The organism is Bacillus sp. N3378-2at (assembly GCF_033412715.1).
Classification (GTDB): Bacteria; Bacillota; Bacilli; order Bacillales; family Bacillaceae; genus Bacillus; species Bacillus subtilis.
The window spans coordinates 3584682-3600287 of record NZ_CP117986.1 but is presented as its reverse complement, the minus strand read 5'-3'; the positions used below and the strand labels follow the sequence as shown (position 1 = coordinate 3600287).

Genomic DNA, 15606 nt, shown 5'->3' with positions numbered 1-15606 from the left:
TAGTAAAGGATATGGCTGTCCGTATGAAAAATATACCACCTAGGAGTGGCAAAATAAACAAATATGTGGATTCCGATGTTATTTTTTTACTATGGTTACCCACAAATCCACGAATTCCCCATATGTTTTATACTGTGCAACTCGTCGAACTGAGCCAACCCCTTGTCCTCTCTGTTTTGAACCAATATCCCTAAAATGAATTACACATCTGTTATTTTTGAGGAATTGACGAAAAATCAAAGAAAAAGGCCCATCCTCGTTGTTTTGGATGAGCCGGGTTATATTTTAAATTTCTTCATAGCGTTGTTCATGGCGTCTTGATTGATTCCGATATACCGCAGGGTTGTCCGTTGGTCCGAGTGATTAAATATCTCTGCAGCATGGCAACGTCCTTCGTTTGTTTGTAAAAGTGATAGCCGAATGTTTTCCTCAATGTATGCGTGCCAATGTCATCTAAACCCACGTACTCAGCAGCAGCCCTGAGAATTTTGTATGCCATCGACCGGGATATTGGCTTGTTAATCCCTTCACGGCTTTTAAAGAGAAACTCATGGTCCTCTTTCCCTTCAACATAGGCCTTAAATTCTCTTTGAAGAGCTGGCGTCATGTCGATTCTCTTTTTCTTTTTCGTTTTCTTTTCTATGAGATTGAAATAAGGGCGTTTCGCGTCTCTTACTCTCAGCTGCAGAATATCCGATATGCGGAGCCCTGAGTTGATACCGGTCACGAATAGCATGTAATTCCTCATGTTTTGCTCTTTTAAAAACCTCTTGATGTAGAAGATACATTCCGGATCACGTATAGGCTGAACAAAATTCATTCAGAGGTTCCCCCATCCTTATATACTTCTTCTCTCAGAGCAAATGCCAACCGATATAGAGCCTTTGCCTTCACACGATAATAGCTGCGCTGGCTCAGGTCCATTTCTGCATACACTTCATAATCATACATTTCTTCCGGCTGCATATAGAGCATGACAATGATCTGCCGTTCTCTTTGAGAAAGCCGGTTAACAGCCCTTTGAATCCTTTTTAAGAATTTGTCACGCTGAATCTCCCAATCAAGACGCTTTAATGCTGCCTCTTCTGTTGAGGAATGAAACTCATTCGTGATACTTGGCGGAACAATGCTATAAGTAGGTGTAACCTTTGGCAAAAAATCATCTGGCACCTGTAAGAGATATAACCGGTATTGATCCAGCAGCTTCTCTGCTTTTAATTTAGTTGCTTCTTCATCAATCTGGGGAATGTTTAATGTTAATTGATTCATATTTTTACCCTCCCGTTTATTTACGTCTTAAAGCCCCGCCTTTGCCTCTTTTCAATGTTTGCCTATCTTGACCCATAATTTGCCGCCAAAACCGTTCAGAACGCTCCTGCGCGTTTTTATTGGGCTTTTCCTTCCTCTTCTTCATGCTATCCCTCCGTTCAAATAAAAAACGGACACCAACCAAAGCACAGATATTCTCTGTACAGTGATTAGTGTCCGCAGGCGTCTCCATCTTGGACTTATATTTATTTTTCTAAGCTAAATTACTTGGTATTACTTTACCTCCAATAAAAAACGCAAGGGATTCGCAGCTGCCTTCGGTTAGATCATCCCATTTGTACGCTTCTTCCATTCTTTCTGTTAACATCAATCCTATGTCTCCATTTAAAGCGCTGAACCTATAGTCTTTCACATAATAATCGTGTTTGCCGACTTTTATAATGTATTCACTCACTCCGCGCCCTCCAATAAATCAGGATTTTGAAATACATCGCCGATGACTTCAACTTCATCAGTTCGTAACCATAAGTGTCTGTAAAAACCTTCTTTTCCACTAACGTGTTCAATTCTGTCAAATCCGTTTTTTCGCTCTATTACATAACGATCAATGATATTCTCCTTAGACATAGGATGTATATAGGATTCCTCAGTAATATCCTTTTGATATATATCCTTACCTTTCTTATCCTTCGACCCTGTGCCCCACATGAGAACGGACTTCCCATCTTCACTATCCGCGACATCAAGCAAATGACCTGTGGCAACTTCAAGATATAAAGTCCACTTATCTCCCTCAATTAACAACTTTATCCCTTCATCATCCCAATAATGCATATGCTCGCCGTCCCAAACTCTGTATGCTGTGTTCATTCTAGTGAACCGTCCCAAATAAGCATTTCACCCGCCGGAACATTGAACGTTTCCATAATCAGATGATGATTGGTTTCGCCATATTTCTCCATAATTCTTTTGTATTCACTAAGGGCATAATCACGGCTTACCTCATTGATTTCTTCATCTTGAAAATTATCGTAATCGTCCGTGTCGGCGACGTTCTCAATGTAAATTTTCTCGGCTTCGGCCTTGTCTTCCGCTTTGAGAAGTGCGTAATATGGTTCAGTGATTTCATAGAAATTCATTGTTCTTCCTCCTTCAATTGTTTGTAAAGCTGAAATGATCGGGTTGTCAGTGTGGTTCATCAATACCCCTCCTGCTGCCGCTGATGATTGACGGCGTTTTTGTCCATGTATGCAGCTTCGATTTGTTCCCATTTAAAGCCGAGCTTGTTGCCTAATTCAAAGAACGTTGTAAACAAGCTGATATATGTCCGCTTTTCCACATTGCTGAAATGGAATCCATAAGCAATGGATAACAAGCAAGAGAATGTTTTTGCTGTGTCAAACTCTTTGTCAGATATTAAATGCTGTACGACTACATCATCTATGGTGTCAGTGTCATTCCAGCCAAGCCGGTTCCCGATGCTCAAGATAAAATGCAGGCAGTCCACGTATTCCTCAAGCAGTGGGTTCGATTCACCTATCTTTCCAGAGCCGTTGCAGTCTTGGCATTTGGAATATGGTTCAGCTGCATGTCCTTCTTCGAGATATTGCAAATTAATATCGTGGTTTTCATCGCCAGTGCCTTCGCATGTAGGGCAAAAATGTTCTATTTTTGTACGTGGCTCCCGGTCATTGCTCCAATGCTTAAAGCCGCGCCATTCATTCGCACACTCGGCCAGCTCCACTTGTAATGCAAGAATGAGGTTTGGCAGCAAGTCCTGACCTTCCAGCCCCTTCTCTTTGATGATCCGATCATCAAGCGCCTTTTGCATTTCGAACATTTTTTGTAGATTCACGCTATTTCCTCCTCAACGCCCATGCTGCAGCCGCATTTCGGGCAGCAAGCATCTGGGCGGATTTTTATATCTAATTCGTTGTGACCACATTCAGGGCAGCTGTATTCGATCATGCTGTCATCCCCCTATCCCCGGCAGAACCGCAATTGCAAAGAATAAAACCGCCACGATCCCACCGAGAAGCCAGCCATTCGTCTTATCACGCTTTGCAATGATTGTTTCATCGCCGATCATTTTCAGATCGTCTGACTTTGCCACAAGCACCGGTATGTAATCTGGATGCACTTTCAAATATTCCGCAGCCTGCTCAACTGTCATCGCTTCGTCTTTCGTGGCTTTGACTGCCCGCTGAAGCTCTACTTGTAGAGGGATCATTTTGCATCCTCCTCCATGTCAAAAACTTCAACCGGTGGCATTTCGCCAAGCCTGCTGAACATGTGCTTTTTTTGCTCCATAAGACATTTATCAAAAACAGCCGCACTGTGCTTATTGATGATTTTGATTAAATCCTTACCAACGCTCTCGAAAAATTTCAACGTGTCTTCTTTGTCGAGTGTCATCTGATAGATTTTAGAGGTCATCGGAATTTTAAGAACCTGTAGTCCGGTTGTTACCTCTGATACGTTAATATGATCAAACGATGGAATAGCACAGAAACGATATTTTCCAACTTGAATTTCATGACCAACCGCCGGCTTCCATTTGCCATCCTCTGGCTTACGTGTATTACTAAGGGCTAGATAGAACTTCTTCACTTTTTTGTCTACTGTAATTTTCATTCCGCAGCACCATCCTTTTGCCAGTCAGCAATGATCTTTTTAGAGTCCTCAGATATTGAATACAGAACAGGCATTTGTACAAAACGTTCTTTTGTTTCAAAGAAAGCACGGTCAAATCCGAATTTTGAGAAGTGAACCGGTATGTCCTGACCCTCAGAATGCTTACCGATTTTAAAGGCCTCTTCTTTTGTATAAAGTCCTGCACGCTGTAGAATAGCTGTGTATCCGCTGCTATTGATCCCCCAAAACAAATGAACACTGCCACCGAAATGTAAGTCTTTATATCTAGTGGTTAAAATTAGATACTCTTTCATTCCGCATCACCTTCCAATGCCAAATTGGCTGTAGTAATTGCAAATTGAAAGTTGCAAGCGTTGATATCATTGTTAGTAGAAGGCTTGAGAGTAGCGATTTTTTCTAATGCTTGTTTGAAACCATCACTCTCTTTAGTGATCCGCTGAATTTCTTTCTGAGCCTGCCGGAATTGATGAACCGTTACTTCCTGCTGGCGTTTGTTTTCCTCAATGATTTCCTGCTGTTTAACAGACAGTTCAGTCCGATCAATCAGAAAATCAATATGCTCCTTAGCCATCCAGTATTGATCTGTTGGCTTAGCATTTTCATAGCCTTTCAGTTTTGAAATACGCGCTTTAATTTCCTGCAATTTATCCATGTCCGTTCCTCCCATATCGCAGAGAGGACCGGCCCCTCTGCGTCACATTTTATATCCGATTTCAAAATCAATTCTTGAAAGATTGCCTTTTGACGTTTGCACGATTGTTTTCCCGTGCTCTGGCATTTCCGTTAACTTGAATGATTTATTGTTTCCGTCAATCACAATGACGTAATTTTTGTCATTTTCAATTTGATTAAGTACCTGTTCCAGATTTTCTATATGTTTTGGACAGTTCACTATAAACGCCCCCGTATGGTATAATAAAAGTGTTGAGTTTCTATTTTCCATACGGTGGCATTTACTAAATGACCATCATTACATCCAATCGTTCATCGGGAAAACTTGCAGCTTTGTCTGTGGTTCTTCCGTTGGGATGATTGGATGTTTTTTTATATACTCCAAACGCTCCTCTTCCGTCATAACCCATGTAATGACTTCTCCATGCTGACGTAAGTTTTTATTCTCTGTCATGTCCTCGCCTCCTTACTCTTCGTTCAATTGTTTGATACGCAGGTTGTAAAGTGTCTCAATTTCATCGTCTGACTGGCGTTCCAGAAATGCTTTTCCATATCCGCCCAAGATAGTGAGCCACTCAATCAAGTGCTGACGTTCTGTCCATTCCAACGGTCTCCGCTCCCTTCTTGATTAATAATTGCATCGCAGCATTTTTATAGTCAGGCGGACATTCTTCATACCGCACAATGACCATAAGTTGGTGAATGGTTGCTTTCTCAAAAGGGAAGGCGCTGCCTGATAAGATCATGTTCCGTCGCATCCTTTCCGAGAAGTCCATTCATTCGTGGCTGAATGAAGTCCCTGCTGGCTTGATCCATAACGAGGAACAGCACTTCGTCTATGTCTCTATTAAGCTCCTCTGAAATACAGATAATAGACTCATTGGCTTCCCACATTTCACGAAACCGCTTGATCTCCGAATCATTCCAGACAAAGTTTTTTTCAATGAATGGTATATACACCGGGCTATCCTGCACGAACCGCCGCAGATTATCTTTTTTACCTTTCAGGTGCGTTCTCTTGATTGAAATTCGTTTATTTGCATTTAACCCATAAGGACGTGGCGGGAGCACGCGACCTCTTGCAAAGTCAACAATCAGCAAAATGATTTCATCTGGCTTTCTATTCAGCAGCTCCGCCATGTCATAAATGGATTTGCCGTCGTACCAATAATCAACAACCTGACTCATTTGCACCAATGACCATTCAAAATTAAGATCAGTCAAAGCGATTTCTAACCGATCAGCAAGAACCGCAACGCTCATGCCAAACACTTCCTTACCGTCCCGGTATACCGATGAACAATGATCAATCTCTGTTCATGCTGCAGGTTTTTAGAAACCAGCCAGTTGTTTGGATTTAAACCGTTTTGCTTGATGATGTCCTTTTGCGCGCGTGTTGGGCGTTTACCGTGTTTCAAACTGCATTCCTCCTAAAGTTTTGATAGTCAGCAATTTTCTGATCAATGAGAGCAATAAGTTTATTAACCTCTTGTTTTCGTTCAGCGTCAGTAAGCTTCCGTTCTGGCTTGAGCTCCCAAACGCCGGGCATCACTGCTTGTACCACTTATCTCACCCCCTTAAGGCAAAGCCGGTGTCTTACGCCCTTTGTTCTTTTGCTTCTCGACAAAATCAATTTGTTCAAGATGGGCTGTAAGTCGGTTGACGGTCTTTCTGTCATAAAGCTTTGCTAAAGCAACGCCGGTAAGATTGGTTGTCACTATGGTCACCTTGCCTTGTCTGCCAGTAGAGACTCCATACCAAACTCTTGAAATGAAATCAGATGCCGCCCTGTTCTCATTATCTGTGTCGCCCACTTCGCTCCCTAAGTCATCAATAACAAGGTAGTCGACTCTTGTAAGCAGTTCGATTGCCTTGGACTCCGTAAGCTTTTCCGAATCATCTTTGAAAGAATTTTTAATACGCCGCATGAGTGCGTCACTATTAACGAAAAGAGCTGATTTTGCATACTCTTCTGGACTCTTTTTGTTCAGTTCTTTAAGAGCTGATATTGCCAAGTGACTCTTCCCGGCATTTGACTCGCCAGTTAAAAAAATGTTCATGATCACGCCCGCTTTGATTTGATCAACCAATTCAAGCATCCGGCGTTTGTTCTGTGTATCCTCTTTGTTGTAACAATGAAAGGTTTCGAATGTTGCATTTACCAGAGTTGGATCAGCGATTAGTGAATGTGTAGAAAGAACCTTTCTCTCTACCTGCCGGCGCCACGCCTCAGCTTCTTGTTCGATCTCCTTATTGCGCTGTTCCCTTTCACACATTGGGCATTTCACTGAGCCGTCACGCAGCTTCATCAGTTGAACTGGATAAGGCTTTTCTTCGCCGCCGATAATTCTTGTGTGTTTATTGCAGTAGACAGGATTTCCAGCCTCATCAGTATGGAATGTCATCCTCCGAGATATTTCGCCCTTGACTGCGGCTGCCCGCTCCCTTGTGATTTCCTCCATGTGATAAGCCTCCTTTTTGGTTTAAATAAGACTCGAATTTTGTACCGAACAATGTTTCAGGACGCAGAAACTTATTCATAGCAGGGTCATGAAGCCATTCCTCTGTTTTTACTAGGATGACGTGTTTGAAATCTTCAAAGCGAAAACCGTCTTTCCAAAGTTTTTTTATAAGTTTTCTTGTTTTGTCAGTAGTATGACGGTATCGTGTACCTGCTACTTTGTTCAGCAGATCAATGATCAGTTTGTATGGAATGTCCTCTTTTGCTTTTTTTGAAGAGGACGTGTCGTCGGGGTTACCCGACAATATATCTTTTAATTCTTTTTCTTTATCTATATCTAATTCTTTATCTATATCTGTTGCGTGACTCGACGTGACTTGTTCCGTGACGTCACGTGACATACCTTTATCAACAGATAAAAGCTTTTGCTTAGCCCTTTGTCTCTGCTTTCTTATTCTGTTTTGTTCCCTGATTTCTTCCAACCTGTCAAGATTTTGATACTTCTCCCAATTTGAAATTGAAATGTAATTGTCATCAGTAATGTCAATCATTCCAAATTGTCTAAACGTTTGCAGAGCAAGCCTTACTGTACCTAAAGGACGTCCGAAAATAGCTGCAAGCATTTCTTCTGTATAAGGGATGTTTTCGCTTAAATAAATGTATCCAGAAGCATTGGTTTTCCCAGCTTGAGAAAGCAATTTGACCCAAATAATTAAAATCGTATCTGATTCAGGCATTTGCTCTATCAACTTAATTTTTTCGTCCTCAAACATCTGGGTGCTTAACTTGATCCACTTTACCTCAGACATTTTGTTCAGCCCTCTCTGATTTAGTTAAAGGCCAAACTGATCTCTTACCATTGACGATTACTGACCCCAATGCATTATCTATCCTTTCGGTTCTAACCACTTTGCCGCCCTGTGCCTCTAACTTACATAAAGCTTTCTGATGCAATGATTCTGATTCGCTTATAACCGTATGGAATTTTGCTTTCGACCATACTTGACTAATTAAATACATGGCATTTTACCTCCTTACCGCGATTTAGCTCACTTTGAACAGATCATCTATAGACCGCTCGAAAAGTTGGGCCAAAACTCGCGCTTCCGCCAAAAGAAAATCACTTTTACCGGATTCCTTTAAGTGATAGGTCTGCGGACTAATATTCAAAACTTCAGCAATTTCACGTTGGGATTTTCTTTTTTCTTTCCTAGCAACAAAAAGATTTAAGTACATAACTCCATTAAACGCCTCCTCAGTCTAATTATATTCCTGACAGGTATGAAACTAGTCAAAAAAAAGTTTCGCTTTGATATTTAATGTTTGCGAAATTTGTTCTAGGCTTTTTAAGGTAGGCGAAACCTTTCCGTTTTCTAACCGTGAAACATAAGAACCAGTACAGCCGATCTTTTCTGCGAAAACTGTTTGAGAAAGACCGCTCTCTTTTCTTTTTTTCCTGATCATATGACCAAGTTCAGATAAGTCTATCAAAATTAACCCCTCCAAATTATTCTTATCAGGAATATATTCAAAATATACCACACAGGAATATTCGTGGCAAGTATTTTTTTCAATACAATATTCCCGTCCGGAAAGTTGCTATGATATAATATTTATATCATTATTTGTATCATTGACTTTAAATTTGAATTTAAAGTCAATTTATTTTTGACATTAAATTCAATTTGTTTATCCTTTATCCCTTAGATGAAAAGGTGGTTAAGCATGGAAAGTAAGAAAATTGGACATGCCGTTAAACGTCTGAGAACCGAAAAGAAAAAGACTGTGGATGAGGCAGCTAAGGAAATCGGAATTTCTCAGAGTTATTTATCAAGAATAGAAAACAATACTCAAGTGCCTTCGTTGAAGGTTATTGAGAAAATTGCTGATTACTTTAATGTTCATAAATCATATTTATTTTTTGATGAAGAAAGCTTGGATAGCTTTACTGACCCGGAGAAAAAGTTACTCGCACAAAAAAGCATTACAGTCGACGATCTAAAAAAACTCAATATAGTGCACGAGAACGGTAGCAAAATAACAGAAGAAGAGTTACAAATAGTGATTCAACACTTGAAAGAGTTAAGGAAATTAAAGGAAAGTTATATGAACGATAAGGACTAAACTGCCTCTTTTCGGTCATTTACCTTTTCCTTTTCTTTATTAATCTCCTTTCTCAAATTATCAATAAGATTTTCAAAAGTGATTTTCATGTTGCATCCCCCAATTTATACAGAACATATGTTCCATTATATTTTAAAATGTTATCAAAACAAATACTTTTAAAAGAATTTCCTGTTTTCGTTTTTTTTGAAAACAGGAAATTTCCCCAAAAAGCACGAAAGACGATGCCATTGCTGGCAACGTCTTTTTTGAAATTATATTTGCTTTTCGAGGGTGTTGATGAAATTATGCGCCTACAATAATCTCGGCTGTTTGGAATTCGCCTTCTGCATTAGAATGGTTTAATGCTCCATTTGTAACACCTAAGGACAGTATACCGAACGCCAAGATTAAGACTACCATCATTTTTTTCATCTTCAACACCTCCTGCTACTAAATATTAAAATTAAATCCTAATTTTATCAAGTATATTTTTGGCAGGGTTGATCGAAATTGATCTTTTTGCTGAGAGAAAAAAGATAGAGACAGCAATAACTTTTCTGCAGACTCTTCTTTAATTCCGTCAAAGAGTAGAGCATACCTTTTATAGAAATCATGCTCATAATAAGAGCTTAATGAGTCCTGTGTTGCTAATGCCTTAGCGAAAGTAGTCACCTGATATTCTGTAGAAATCTCTTTTCCCCAGTACCGTTGTAGGATTGCTATTTCTTCTTTATTTTGTGTCAGTTCTTTAATCCGGTCTGGAAATTGGTCGAGTAATTTAATGCATTTCTTATAGTATTCATAAGATACAAAATAAGACTCGTTCATATAGGACAACGCTAATATGTACAGTGCAGTCAAATTTAAATTCACACTAAGATTTTTCTCGTGAAGAGAATGAGCAGCTTCCCTCGCTTTATACACAGCGTTATCTTGCTTTAAATATATATTCACAGAAACCTCTTCTAAACGAGCAGAGAACGCTAATTTTAAAAACGGATCAGATATTCTACTGATGAGCTTTTTAATTTTTTTGATTTTGTCGAGAGTTAGTTCATACTTTCTGCTTTGAAAATTAGCGTACATTTCTAAGATAAGTAGTAAGGTTTTCGTATCATGGCAATCTGATTTAAGCTCATTAAGCCTTTGTGTATACTCCAAACTTCCAAGCGACAATCTATTTTCAAGTATAAATTTATAGATTTTAGACCAAGAATTGAGTTTTCCGTCTTTTTCAATTTGTCTATCAATCAAGGTTTCCACAACCGAAAATAGTCTCTTAGCATAACAATATTCTAATGCAGCAGGGTAATTCTTCTTTTTTACTCCGTCTAAACAATACCTTCTCATTAACTCAGTTTCATTTTCGCTATCCAAGTACAGAACAATATTTCTTACCATCCAAAAATTAATCTCTTTCCCATTAAAGAATTTGCTAAGGTATCCCTCGCTAATCCCTATATTAGCAGCGACAGTGATTTGTTTTTCTCCCGATGATTTTATCAGTTCTCTTAGATGTCCCCTTATGTCTCTTGTTGCTACCGTGTTCACTATAATCACCTTTTCAACTTAAATTTAACATAAGCGCAAATAGAAAATTGTCGAATACTGACGAAAATATTTAGAATTTTGCAATATTTTTAAAGAAAAATATTCCTATACTTAATTATACCATATTTGTAACAAAAAGTATTGAATATTCCGTCTATTTTCTCATGAATTATGTAAAAATTTCTTTTAAAGTTTTAAAACTAGTGCTATCTTAATATTGTGAATTAGTGATTAGAAAGGATGGAATCACTTTGCCGGTATACAAAGATAAGAAAACAAACACATACTTTTTTACCACCCGGGTACAGCGAGAGGACGGCAGTGTAAAGCAGGCTAGAAAACGTGGATTTAAAACAAAAAAAGCAGCGAAAGAAGCTGAAGCTAAATTTTTAATCGAGATAGATGATTCCTCTGATATAACTTTCAAAGAAGCAGCTGACAGTTATTTCGCTTGGTATAGAGCACGACGAAAAGAATCCTCTGTTAACGTTATAAAAAACATTCTTTACAACCATCTAATCCATGAGTTTGGCAATACTCAGGTAGACTCAATTACACCTAAAAAAGTCATGCTGTATCAAAGCAAAATAATAGATAAATTTGCACCAGACTTCTTAAAAAAATTCATACAACGTTGTCAGCTGTATTTAACTTCTCCATAAAGTTTCATGGCACGAAAAATAACCCCGCAAAAATTGCAGGGAATTTTGAAATGGAAGTAAATAAAAGATTGAATTATTGGGAGTTTGATGAATTCAAGAAGTTTATTTCAGTGGTTGACGATGAATTGTACAGAGCATTTTTCACGACCCTGTATTTCAGCGGGGCAAGGAAAGGAGAAATGTTGGCATTGACTTGGGCTGATGTGGATTTCGATAATAACCTAATTGACATAAATAAAACTGAATACAATCGGATTGTTACTACTCCTAAAACTAAATCGTCCATTCGAATTAATCCAATGCCTCAAAAAGTTATGGAATTATTAAAAGGCATAAAAAAAAGCGCCGAAAAAATAGCACCGGTCAAACCTGAGTATAGAGTTTTTGGTTCATTCTATGATAGCATTGCAACCAGTACAATAGATAGACGATACGAAAAATACTTAAAATTGTCTGGAGTCAAAAGGATTCTTATACATGAATTTAGACACTCTCACGCGTCATACTTAATCCATAAGAGATGTAATCCTCTCGTCATAGCCCAAAGATTAGGACACAAAAATGTGGCTGAAACATTGAACACATATAGCCACCTTTACCCCTCAGCCCAAAAAGAAATAGTTGAGCTTATGGACAAAGAAAATTTCTAAAATGTTGCCAAAATGTTGCCACGCTGTTATCAAGGGCGCTTAAACCCTTGATAACACTGTGGTTTCAACATATGTATGGAGACGGTGGGAGTCGAACCCACGTCCAGAAACATCGATTACTTAAGCGTCTACGAGCGTAGCCTGCATATTTATGGTTTCACTCATCTTCTTGCCTGCGGGCGGGCCTTCCGAGAGCTAGTCTGTTCATCTCTTCTTACGTTCTCAGACAGGAACGCAAGCGTAGCCTACTTGGATGTGCTCTTCACAGACACATAGGCAATGTCAGGAAGAGCTCGCTGCGCTTATTAGGCAGCTAATGCTACGTTTTGGTTAAAACTGTTAGTTTTGCCAGTTATATTTAAGTGCGTGTTTACGAGATCGCCTCTCGGCTCGCAGCTCAAGCTCGATCCATCCCTGTCGAATCCGTAACGTCCCCTTGGTATAAGGGAAATACGGGAGAAAATATCAAGCTTTCACTCAAACTGGCTATAGTCTTATTATAACATGATCACGGCTCTTTTCAATTGTCAAATCCTTCAAATGAATGGCGTCGTGATCTGATCATGAACACAGTATAGCACAGGCCTGATTTTCGAATCAAGCACTATGCCTTTAGAAGCCTTTTTGACTGTCTCTGAACGCTCTTTCGATTTCCCGCTTCGCGTCCTTGCGCTTCAGATCTTCCCGTTTGTCATAGTTCTTCTTCCCTTTTCCAAGGCCGAGAAGCACTTTGGCAAAGCCGTTTTTTAAATACAGCTTCAGCGGAACGAGAGAATAGCCTTTTTCCTTTGTTAACCCGATCAGCTTATTAATCTCCTTGCGGTGCATTAACAGCTTTCTTGTCCGAAGCGGATCATGGTTATAGCGGTTTCCCTGCTCATATGGGCTGACGTGCATATTGTGGAGAAACACTTCTCCCCGTTCGATTTTGGCGAAGGAATCCTTAAGGTTTACGCGGCCGGCGCGAATCGATTTGATTTCGGTTCCTTGCAGAACGATGCCTGTTTCATAGGTTTCTTCTATAAAATAATCGTGATTGGCTTTCTTATTTTGAGATAATACTTTTCCTGACCCTTTTGGCATGCCAGAACCTCCTCTCTCTAAGGAAAAACTGTCCACCTTTTGCGATACGCTCTATTTTACCAAATGTCACGTACTGCTACAATGAAAAGCTGTTTCCGAAAGAAAGCAAATAGAGCGCTGCGGCCCTATTTGCTGGTTGAGCTGCTATTTCTTCTTTTTCCGTTTCTGTTTCGGAGCATTCTGGAAGCCGCGTTTTTTCTTTTTCTTCTTCGGCTTAGTGAACCACTCCCCTTTTTCCTCAGACGGAGCTGGAGACACAGGTGTATTGGTGCTTTGAACACGTTTTCTGGCAGGCTTTCCGCGTTTTCTGCTCCGGCTGCTGTCCAATTCTCTCGGACGCCGCGGAGTGCCCTTCATGCCGACAATTTCAAAGTCGATATTGCGCTCATCTTTATTGACATCGACAACCTTGACTGTGATTTCATCCCCGATGCGGAAGACGTTGCCTGTCCGCTCGCCGATCATTGCGAAATGCTGTTCGTCAAATCGGTAGTAGTCATCTGTCATAAAGCTGACGTGGACGAGTCCTTCAATTGTATTCGGCAGCTCGACGAACATTCCGAAGTTTGTCACAGAGCTGATCATGCCGTCAAACTCTTCACCGATTTTATCAAGCATGTATTCCGCTTTTTTCAGATCATCCGTCTCACGCTCGGCGTCAACTGCACGGCGCTCCATTGATGATGTATGTTCGGCGATATCCGGCAGGCGTTCAGCCCACTTTTCCTGAGTCGCTTCATCGACTTTGCCGTTGATCAAATACGTTCGGATCAGGCGGTGAACGATTAAGTCCGGATAACGGCGGATCGGCGATGTGAAATGCGTATAGAATTCCGTTGACAGACCGAAGTGCCCCAAGCTTTGCGGGTCGTATTTCGCCTGTTTCATCGAACGGAGCATAACAGTAGATATAACCGTTTCCTCTGGTCTGTCACGCACAGCGTCCAGAATGCTTTGCAACGCGCGCGGATGAATATTCCCCGCCGTTCCTTTCACCACATAGCCAAATGTCGTCACAAATTCTAAAAACTTTTGCAGCTTTTCAGCATTCGGCTCTTCGTGAATCCGGTATATAAACGGGACGTTCATCCAATGGAAATGCTCCGCCACTGTTTCGTTTGCTACAAGCATAAATTCTTCAATCAGCTTCTCGGCGACAGAGCGTTCTCTGATCACAACGTCTTTAACCGCTCCTTCGTCATCAACAAGCACCTTTGCTTCTTTGAAATCAAAGTCAACGGCGCCGCGGTCCATCCGCTTATCGCGCAGAATTTGAGCCAGACGCTCCATGTCTTTGAACATCGGAACAAGAGGCTCGTATTTTTGTTTCAGCTCTTCATCATCGTCAACAAGAATTTTATTCACATCTGAATATGTCATTCTTTCCGTTGTTTTGATGACACTTTGGAATATCTCGTGCTCTGTCACCTGTCCCTGACTGTTAATTGTCATTTCACAAGAAAGCGTCAGGCGGTCAACCTTTGGATTTAAGGAGCAGATGCCGTTTGACAATCTGTGCGGAATCATCGGGATGACACGGTCAACCAGATACACACTTGTCCCTCTTTCAAGCGCTTCTTTGTCAATCGGCGAGTTTTCGGTTACGTAATGGCTGACATCAGCTATGTGAACGCCAAGCTTGTAGCTTCCATCATCAAGCTTCGTCACGGTAACTGCATCATCCAAATCCTTCGCATCCGCACCATCAATGGTGACAATCACCTGGTCACGGAGATCACGGCGGTCTTTCAGATCTTTTTCATCAATCGTGTCAGGCGTACTTGATGCCTGTTCCATCGCGTCAGCTGGAAATTCTCCCGGCAGGCCGTGCTTATGAATGACTGATAAAATATCAATGCCCGGGTCGTTTTTGTGGCCGAGAATGGTTTCAACCTCACCCTCTGCGTTCATGCGGCCTTCAGGATAGCTCGTCAGCTTGACAACAACCTTATGCCCTTCCGCAGCTCCATTTTTCCCATTTTTCGGAATGAAGATGTCACTCGTGATTTTTTTGTCGTCCGGAATGACAAAGCCGAAGTTTCTCGTTTCTGTATACGTGCCGACAACCCGCTGAATCGCTCTTTCTAAAATCCGTATGACGGTTCCTTCCTGCCTGGAGCCGCTTGACTGTGAGTTCAGACGCACCATGACGATATCGCCGTTCATTGCCGTATTTAGCTCATTAGGCGGAATAAACACATCACTTAACGACGTATCCTCAGGCAGCAAAAAGGCGAATCCTTTCGCATGGGCTGAAATCTTTCCTTTTATTAAATTCATCTTCTCCGGAATGCCGTAGCGGTCGCTTCTCGTCCGTACGATAAGCCCTTTTTCTTCCAAGGCGACTAACGCTTTGACGAGCTCTTTAAACTCCTCGGCTTCCGTAATATTTAACATCTCCTCAAGTTCCTGAACGGTCAGAGGCTTGTACGCCTCTTCCTTCATAAACGAGAGAAGCTTTTCCATAAATGCTTCTTTTTCCATTATCCGACCTCCT

Annotated in this window: 26 protein-coding genes, 1 other RNA gene and 2 pseudogenes; 2 read left to right on the top strand and 27 right to left on the bottom strand. The window is 40.8% G+C overall.

What is annotated here, in order from left to right; genetic code table 11:
* Positions 1 to 278: 278 nt before the first annotated feature.
* From PUN35_RS19290 to PUN35_RS19185, 22 genes and pseudogenes are all read right to left on the bottom strand, one after another.
* Positions 279 to 820, bottom strand: a pseudogene (locus PUN35_RS19290) (tyrosine-type recombinase/integrase).
* Positions 817 to 1269, bottom strand: coding sequence for an ArpU family phage packaging/lysis transcriptional regulator (locus PUN35_RS19285; RefSeq protein ID WP_031600945.1), 453 nt, complete (start codon positions 1267 to 1269; stop codon positions 817 to 819). The pseudogene PUN35_RS19290 and the gene PUN35_RS19285 overlap by 4 nt, the downstream one beginning before the upstream one ends.
* A gap of 16 nt (positions 1270 to 1285) precedes the next feature.
* Complete coding sequence (locus PUN35_RS19280) at positions 1286 to 1414, bottom strand: hypothetical protein (protein WP_031600946.1); 129 nt, start codon at positions 1412 to 1414, stop codon at positions 1286 to 1288.
* Positions 1415 to 1522: 108 nt separating this feature from the next.
* Positions 1523 to 1723, bottom strand: coding sequence for a hypothetical protein (locus tag PUN35_RS19275; RefSeq protein ID WP_014480881.1), 201 nt, complete (start codon positions 1721 to 1723; stop codon positions 1523 to 1525).
* Entirely contained in the window at positions 1720 to 2139 is a 420-nt protein-coding gene (locus PUN35_RS19270) for a YopX family protein (RefSeq protein ID WP_014480882.1), read from the bottom strand. Before PUN35_RS19270 ends, PUN35_RS19275 begins: the two co-directional genes overlap by 4 nt.
* Positions 2136 to 2468, bottom strand: a complete 333-nt coding sequence (locus tag PUN35_RS19265; RefSeq protein ID WP_014480883.1) for a hypothetical protein — start codon at positions 2466 to 2468, stop codon at positions 2136 to 2138. Before PUN35_RS19265 ends, PUN35_RS19270 begins: the two co-directional genes overlap by 4 nt.
* Complete coding sequence (locus PUN35_RS19260) at positions 2468 to 3124, bottom strand: dUTP diphosphatase (protein WP_014480884.1); 657 nt, start codon at positions 3122 to 3124, stop codon at positions 2468 to 2470. The genes PUN35_RS19265 and PUN35_RS19260 overlap by 1 nt, the downstream gene beginning before the upstream one ends.
* Before the next feature lie 117 nt (positions 3125 to 3241).
* Positions 3242 to 3499, bottom strand: coding sequence for a YrzE family protein (locus tag PUN35_RS19255; protein ID WP_014480885.1), 258 nt, complete (start codon positions 3497 to 3499; stop codon positions 3242 to 3244).
* Positions 3496 to 3903, bottom strand: coding sequence for a hypothetical protein (locus PUN35_RS19250; protein WP_014480886.1), 408 nt, complete (start codon positions 3901 to 3903; stop codon positions 3496 to 3498). Before PUN35_RS19250 ends, PUN35_RS19255 begins: the two co-directional genes overlap by 4 nt.
* Entirely contained in the window at positions 3900 to 4217 is a 318-nt protein-coding gene (locus PUN35_RS19245; RefSeq protein ID WP_014480887.1) for a hypothetical protein, read from the bottom strand. Before PUN35_RS19245 ends, PUN35_RS19250 begins: the two co-directional genes overlap by 4 nt.
* Positions 4214 to 4576 (bottom strand): hypothetical protein, encoded by a 363-nt coding sequence (locus PUN35_RS19240; protein WP_014480888.1) that lies wholly within the window; start codon positions 4574 to 4576, stop codon positions 4214 to 4216. The genes PUN35_RS19245 and PUN35_RS19240 overlap by 4 nt, the downstream gene beginning before the upstream one ends.
* A 42-nt stretch (positions 4577 to 4618) precedes the next feature.
* Entirely contained in the window at positions 4619 to 4816 is a 198-nt protein-coding gene (locus PUN35_RS19235) for an XtrA/YqaO family protein (protein ID WP_003220282.1), read from the bottom strand.
* Between the two features lie 78 nt (positions 4817 to 4894).
* Positions 4895 to 5050 (bottom strand): hypothetical protein, encoded by a 156-nt coding sequence (locus tag PUN35_RS19230; RefSeq protein ID WP_014480890.1) that lies wholly within the window; start codon positions 5048 to 5050, stop codon positions 4895 to 4897.
* A gap of 12 nt (positions 5051 to 5062) precedes the next feature.
* Positions 5063 to 5203 (bottom strand): BH0509 family protein, encoded by a 141-nt coding sequence (locus tag PUN35_RS19225; protein WP_003237439.1) that lies wholly within the window; start codon positions 5201 to 5203, stop codon positions 5063 to 5065.
* Between the two features lie 107 nt (positions 5204 to 5310).
* Complete coding sequence (locus PUN35_RS19220) at positions 5311 to 5859, bottom strand: hypothetical protein (protein WP_014480892.1); 549 nt, start codon at positions 5857 to 5859, stop codon at positions 5311 to 5313.
* Positions 5856 to 6014 carry a DUF6906 family protein gene (locus PUN35_RS19215; protein WP_003220291.1) on the bottom strand — a complete coding sequence of 53 codons (159 nt, stop codon included), beginning with the start codon at positions 6012 to 6014 and terminating at the stop codon, positions 5856 to 5858. The genes PUN35_RS19220 and PUN35_RS19215 overlap by 4 nt, the downstream gene beginning before the upstream one ends.
* Positions 6011 to 6160 (bottom strand): hypothetical protein, encoded by a 150-nt coding sequence (locus PUN35_RS19210; RefSeq protein ID WP_014480893.1) that lies wholly within the window; start codon positions 6158 to 6160, stop codon positions 6011 to 6013. Before PUN35_RS19210 ends, PUN35_RS19215 begins: the two co-directional genes overlap by 4 nt.
* Before the next feature lie 13 nt (positions 6161 to 6173).
* The gene (locus PUN35_RS19205) at positions 6174 to 7001 is read right to left on the bottom strand and encodes a P-loop NTPase family protein (protein ID WP_014480894.1); all 828 of its coding nucleotides are present in this window, start codon (positions 6999 to 7001) and stop codon (positions 6174 to 6176) included.
* Positions 6985 to 7866, bottom strand: a complete 882-nt coding sequence (locus PUN35_RS19200; RefSeq protein ID WP_014480895.1) for a phage replisome organizer N-terminal domain-containing protein — start codon at positions 7864 to 7866, stop codon at positions 6985 to 6987. Before PUN35_RS19200 ends, PUN35_RS19205 begins: the two co-directional genes overlap by 17 nt.
* The gene (locus PUN35_RS19195) at positions 7859 to 8077 is read right to left on the bottom strand and encodes a hypothetical protein (RefSeq protein WP_033881245.1); all 219 of its coding nucleotides are present in this window, start codon (positions 8075 to 8077) and stop codon (positions 7859 to 7861) included. Before PUN35_RS19195 ends, PUN35_RS19200 begins: the two co-directional genes overlap by 8 nt.
* A gap of 24 nt (positions 8078 to 8101) precedes the next feature.
* On the bottom strand, positions 8102 to 8293 hold the full coding sequence (locus PUN35_RS19190; protein WP_033881244.1) for a helix-turn-helix transcriptional regulator: 192 nt from the start codon (positions 8291 to 8293) through the stop codon (positions 8102 to 8104).
* Positions 8294 to 8344: 51 nt separating this feature from the next.
* A complete protein-coding gene (locus PUN35_RS19185; RefSeq protein ID WP_014480896.1) occupies positions 8345 to 8548 on the bottom strand; it encodes a helix-turn-helix domain-containing protein in 204 nt (67 codons plus the stop codon).
* A 234-nt stretch (positions 8549 to 8782) separates the two neighbouring features.
* On the opposite strand from PUN35_RS19185, the gene PUN35_RS19180 reads away from it, so the two are divergent.
* Positions 8783 to 9181, top strand: a complete 399-nt coding sequence (locus tag PUN35_RS19180) for a helix-turn-helix domain-containing protein (protein WP_014480897.1) — start codon at positions 8783 to 8785, stop codon at positions 9179 to 9181.
* A gap of 285 nt (positions 9182 to 9466) precedes the next feature.
* Here PUN35_RS19180 and PUN35_RS19175 read toward each other — a convergent pair whose 3' ends face one another.
* Both PUN35_RS19175 and PUN35_RS19170 read right to left on the bottom strand, forming a co-directional pair.
* Positions 9467 to 9595, bottom strand: coding sequence for a hypothetical protein (locus PUN35_RS19175; RefSeq protein WP_014480899.1), 129 nt, complete (start codon positions 9593 to 9595; stop codon positions 9467 to 9469).
* An 18-nt stretch (positions 9596 to 9613) separates the two neighbouring features.
* The gene (locus PUN35_RS19170) at positions 9614 to 10714 is read right to left on the bottom strand and encodes an AimR family lysis-lysogeny pheromone receptor (RefSeq protein ID WP_014480900.1); all 1101 of its coding nucleotides are present in this window, start codon (positions 10712 to 10714) and stop codon (positions 9614 to 9616) included.
* A 251-nt stretch (positions 10715 to 10965) separates the two neighbouring features.
* On the opposite strand from PUN35_RS19170, the pseudogene PUN35_RS19165 reads away from it, so the two are divergent.
* Positions 10966 to 12026 (top strand): annotated as a pseudogene (locus PUN35_RS19165) (tyrosine-type recombinase/integrase).
* A 73-nt stretch (positions 12027 to 12099) separates the two neighbouring features.
* Here PUN35_RS19165 and ssrA read toward each other — a convergent pair.
* From ssrA to rnr, 3 genes are all read right to left on the bottom strand, one after another.
* Positions 12100 to 12462: a transfer-messenger RNA gene (gene ssrA, locus PUN35_RS19160) on the bottom strand.
* Positions 12463 to 12638: 176 nt separating this feature from the next.
* Positions 12639 to 13109 carry an SsrA-binding protein gene (smpB, locus tag PUN35_RS19155; RefSeq protein ID WP_003220025.1) on the bottom strand — a complete coding sequence of 157 codons (471 nt, stop codon included), beginning with the start codon at positions 13107 to 13109 and terminating at the stop codon, positions 12639 to 12641.
* 144 nt (positions 13110 to 13253) lie between these two features.
* The gene (gene rnr / locus PUN35_RS19150) at positions 13254 to 15593 is read right to left on the bottom strand and encodes a ribonuclease R (RefSeq protein ID WP_003228386.1); all 2340 of its coding nucleotides are present in this window, start codon (positions 15591 to 15593) and stop codon (positions 13254 to 13256) included.
* Between the last annotated feature and the right edge of the window lie 13 nt (positions 15594 to 15606).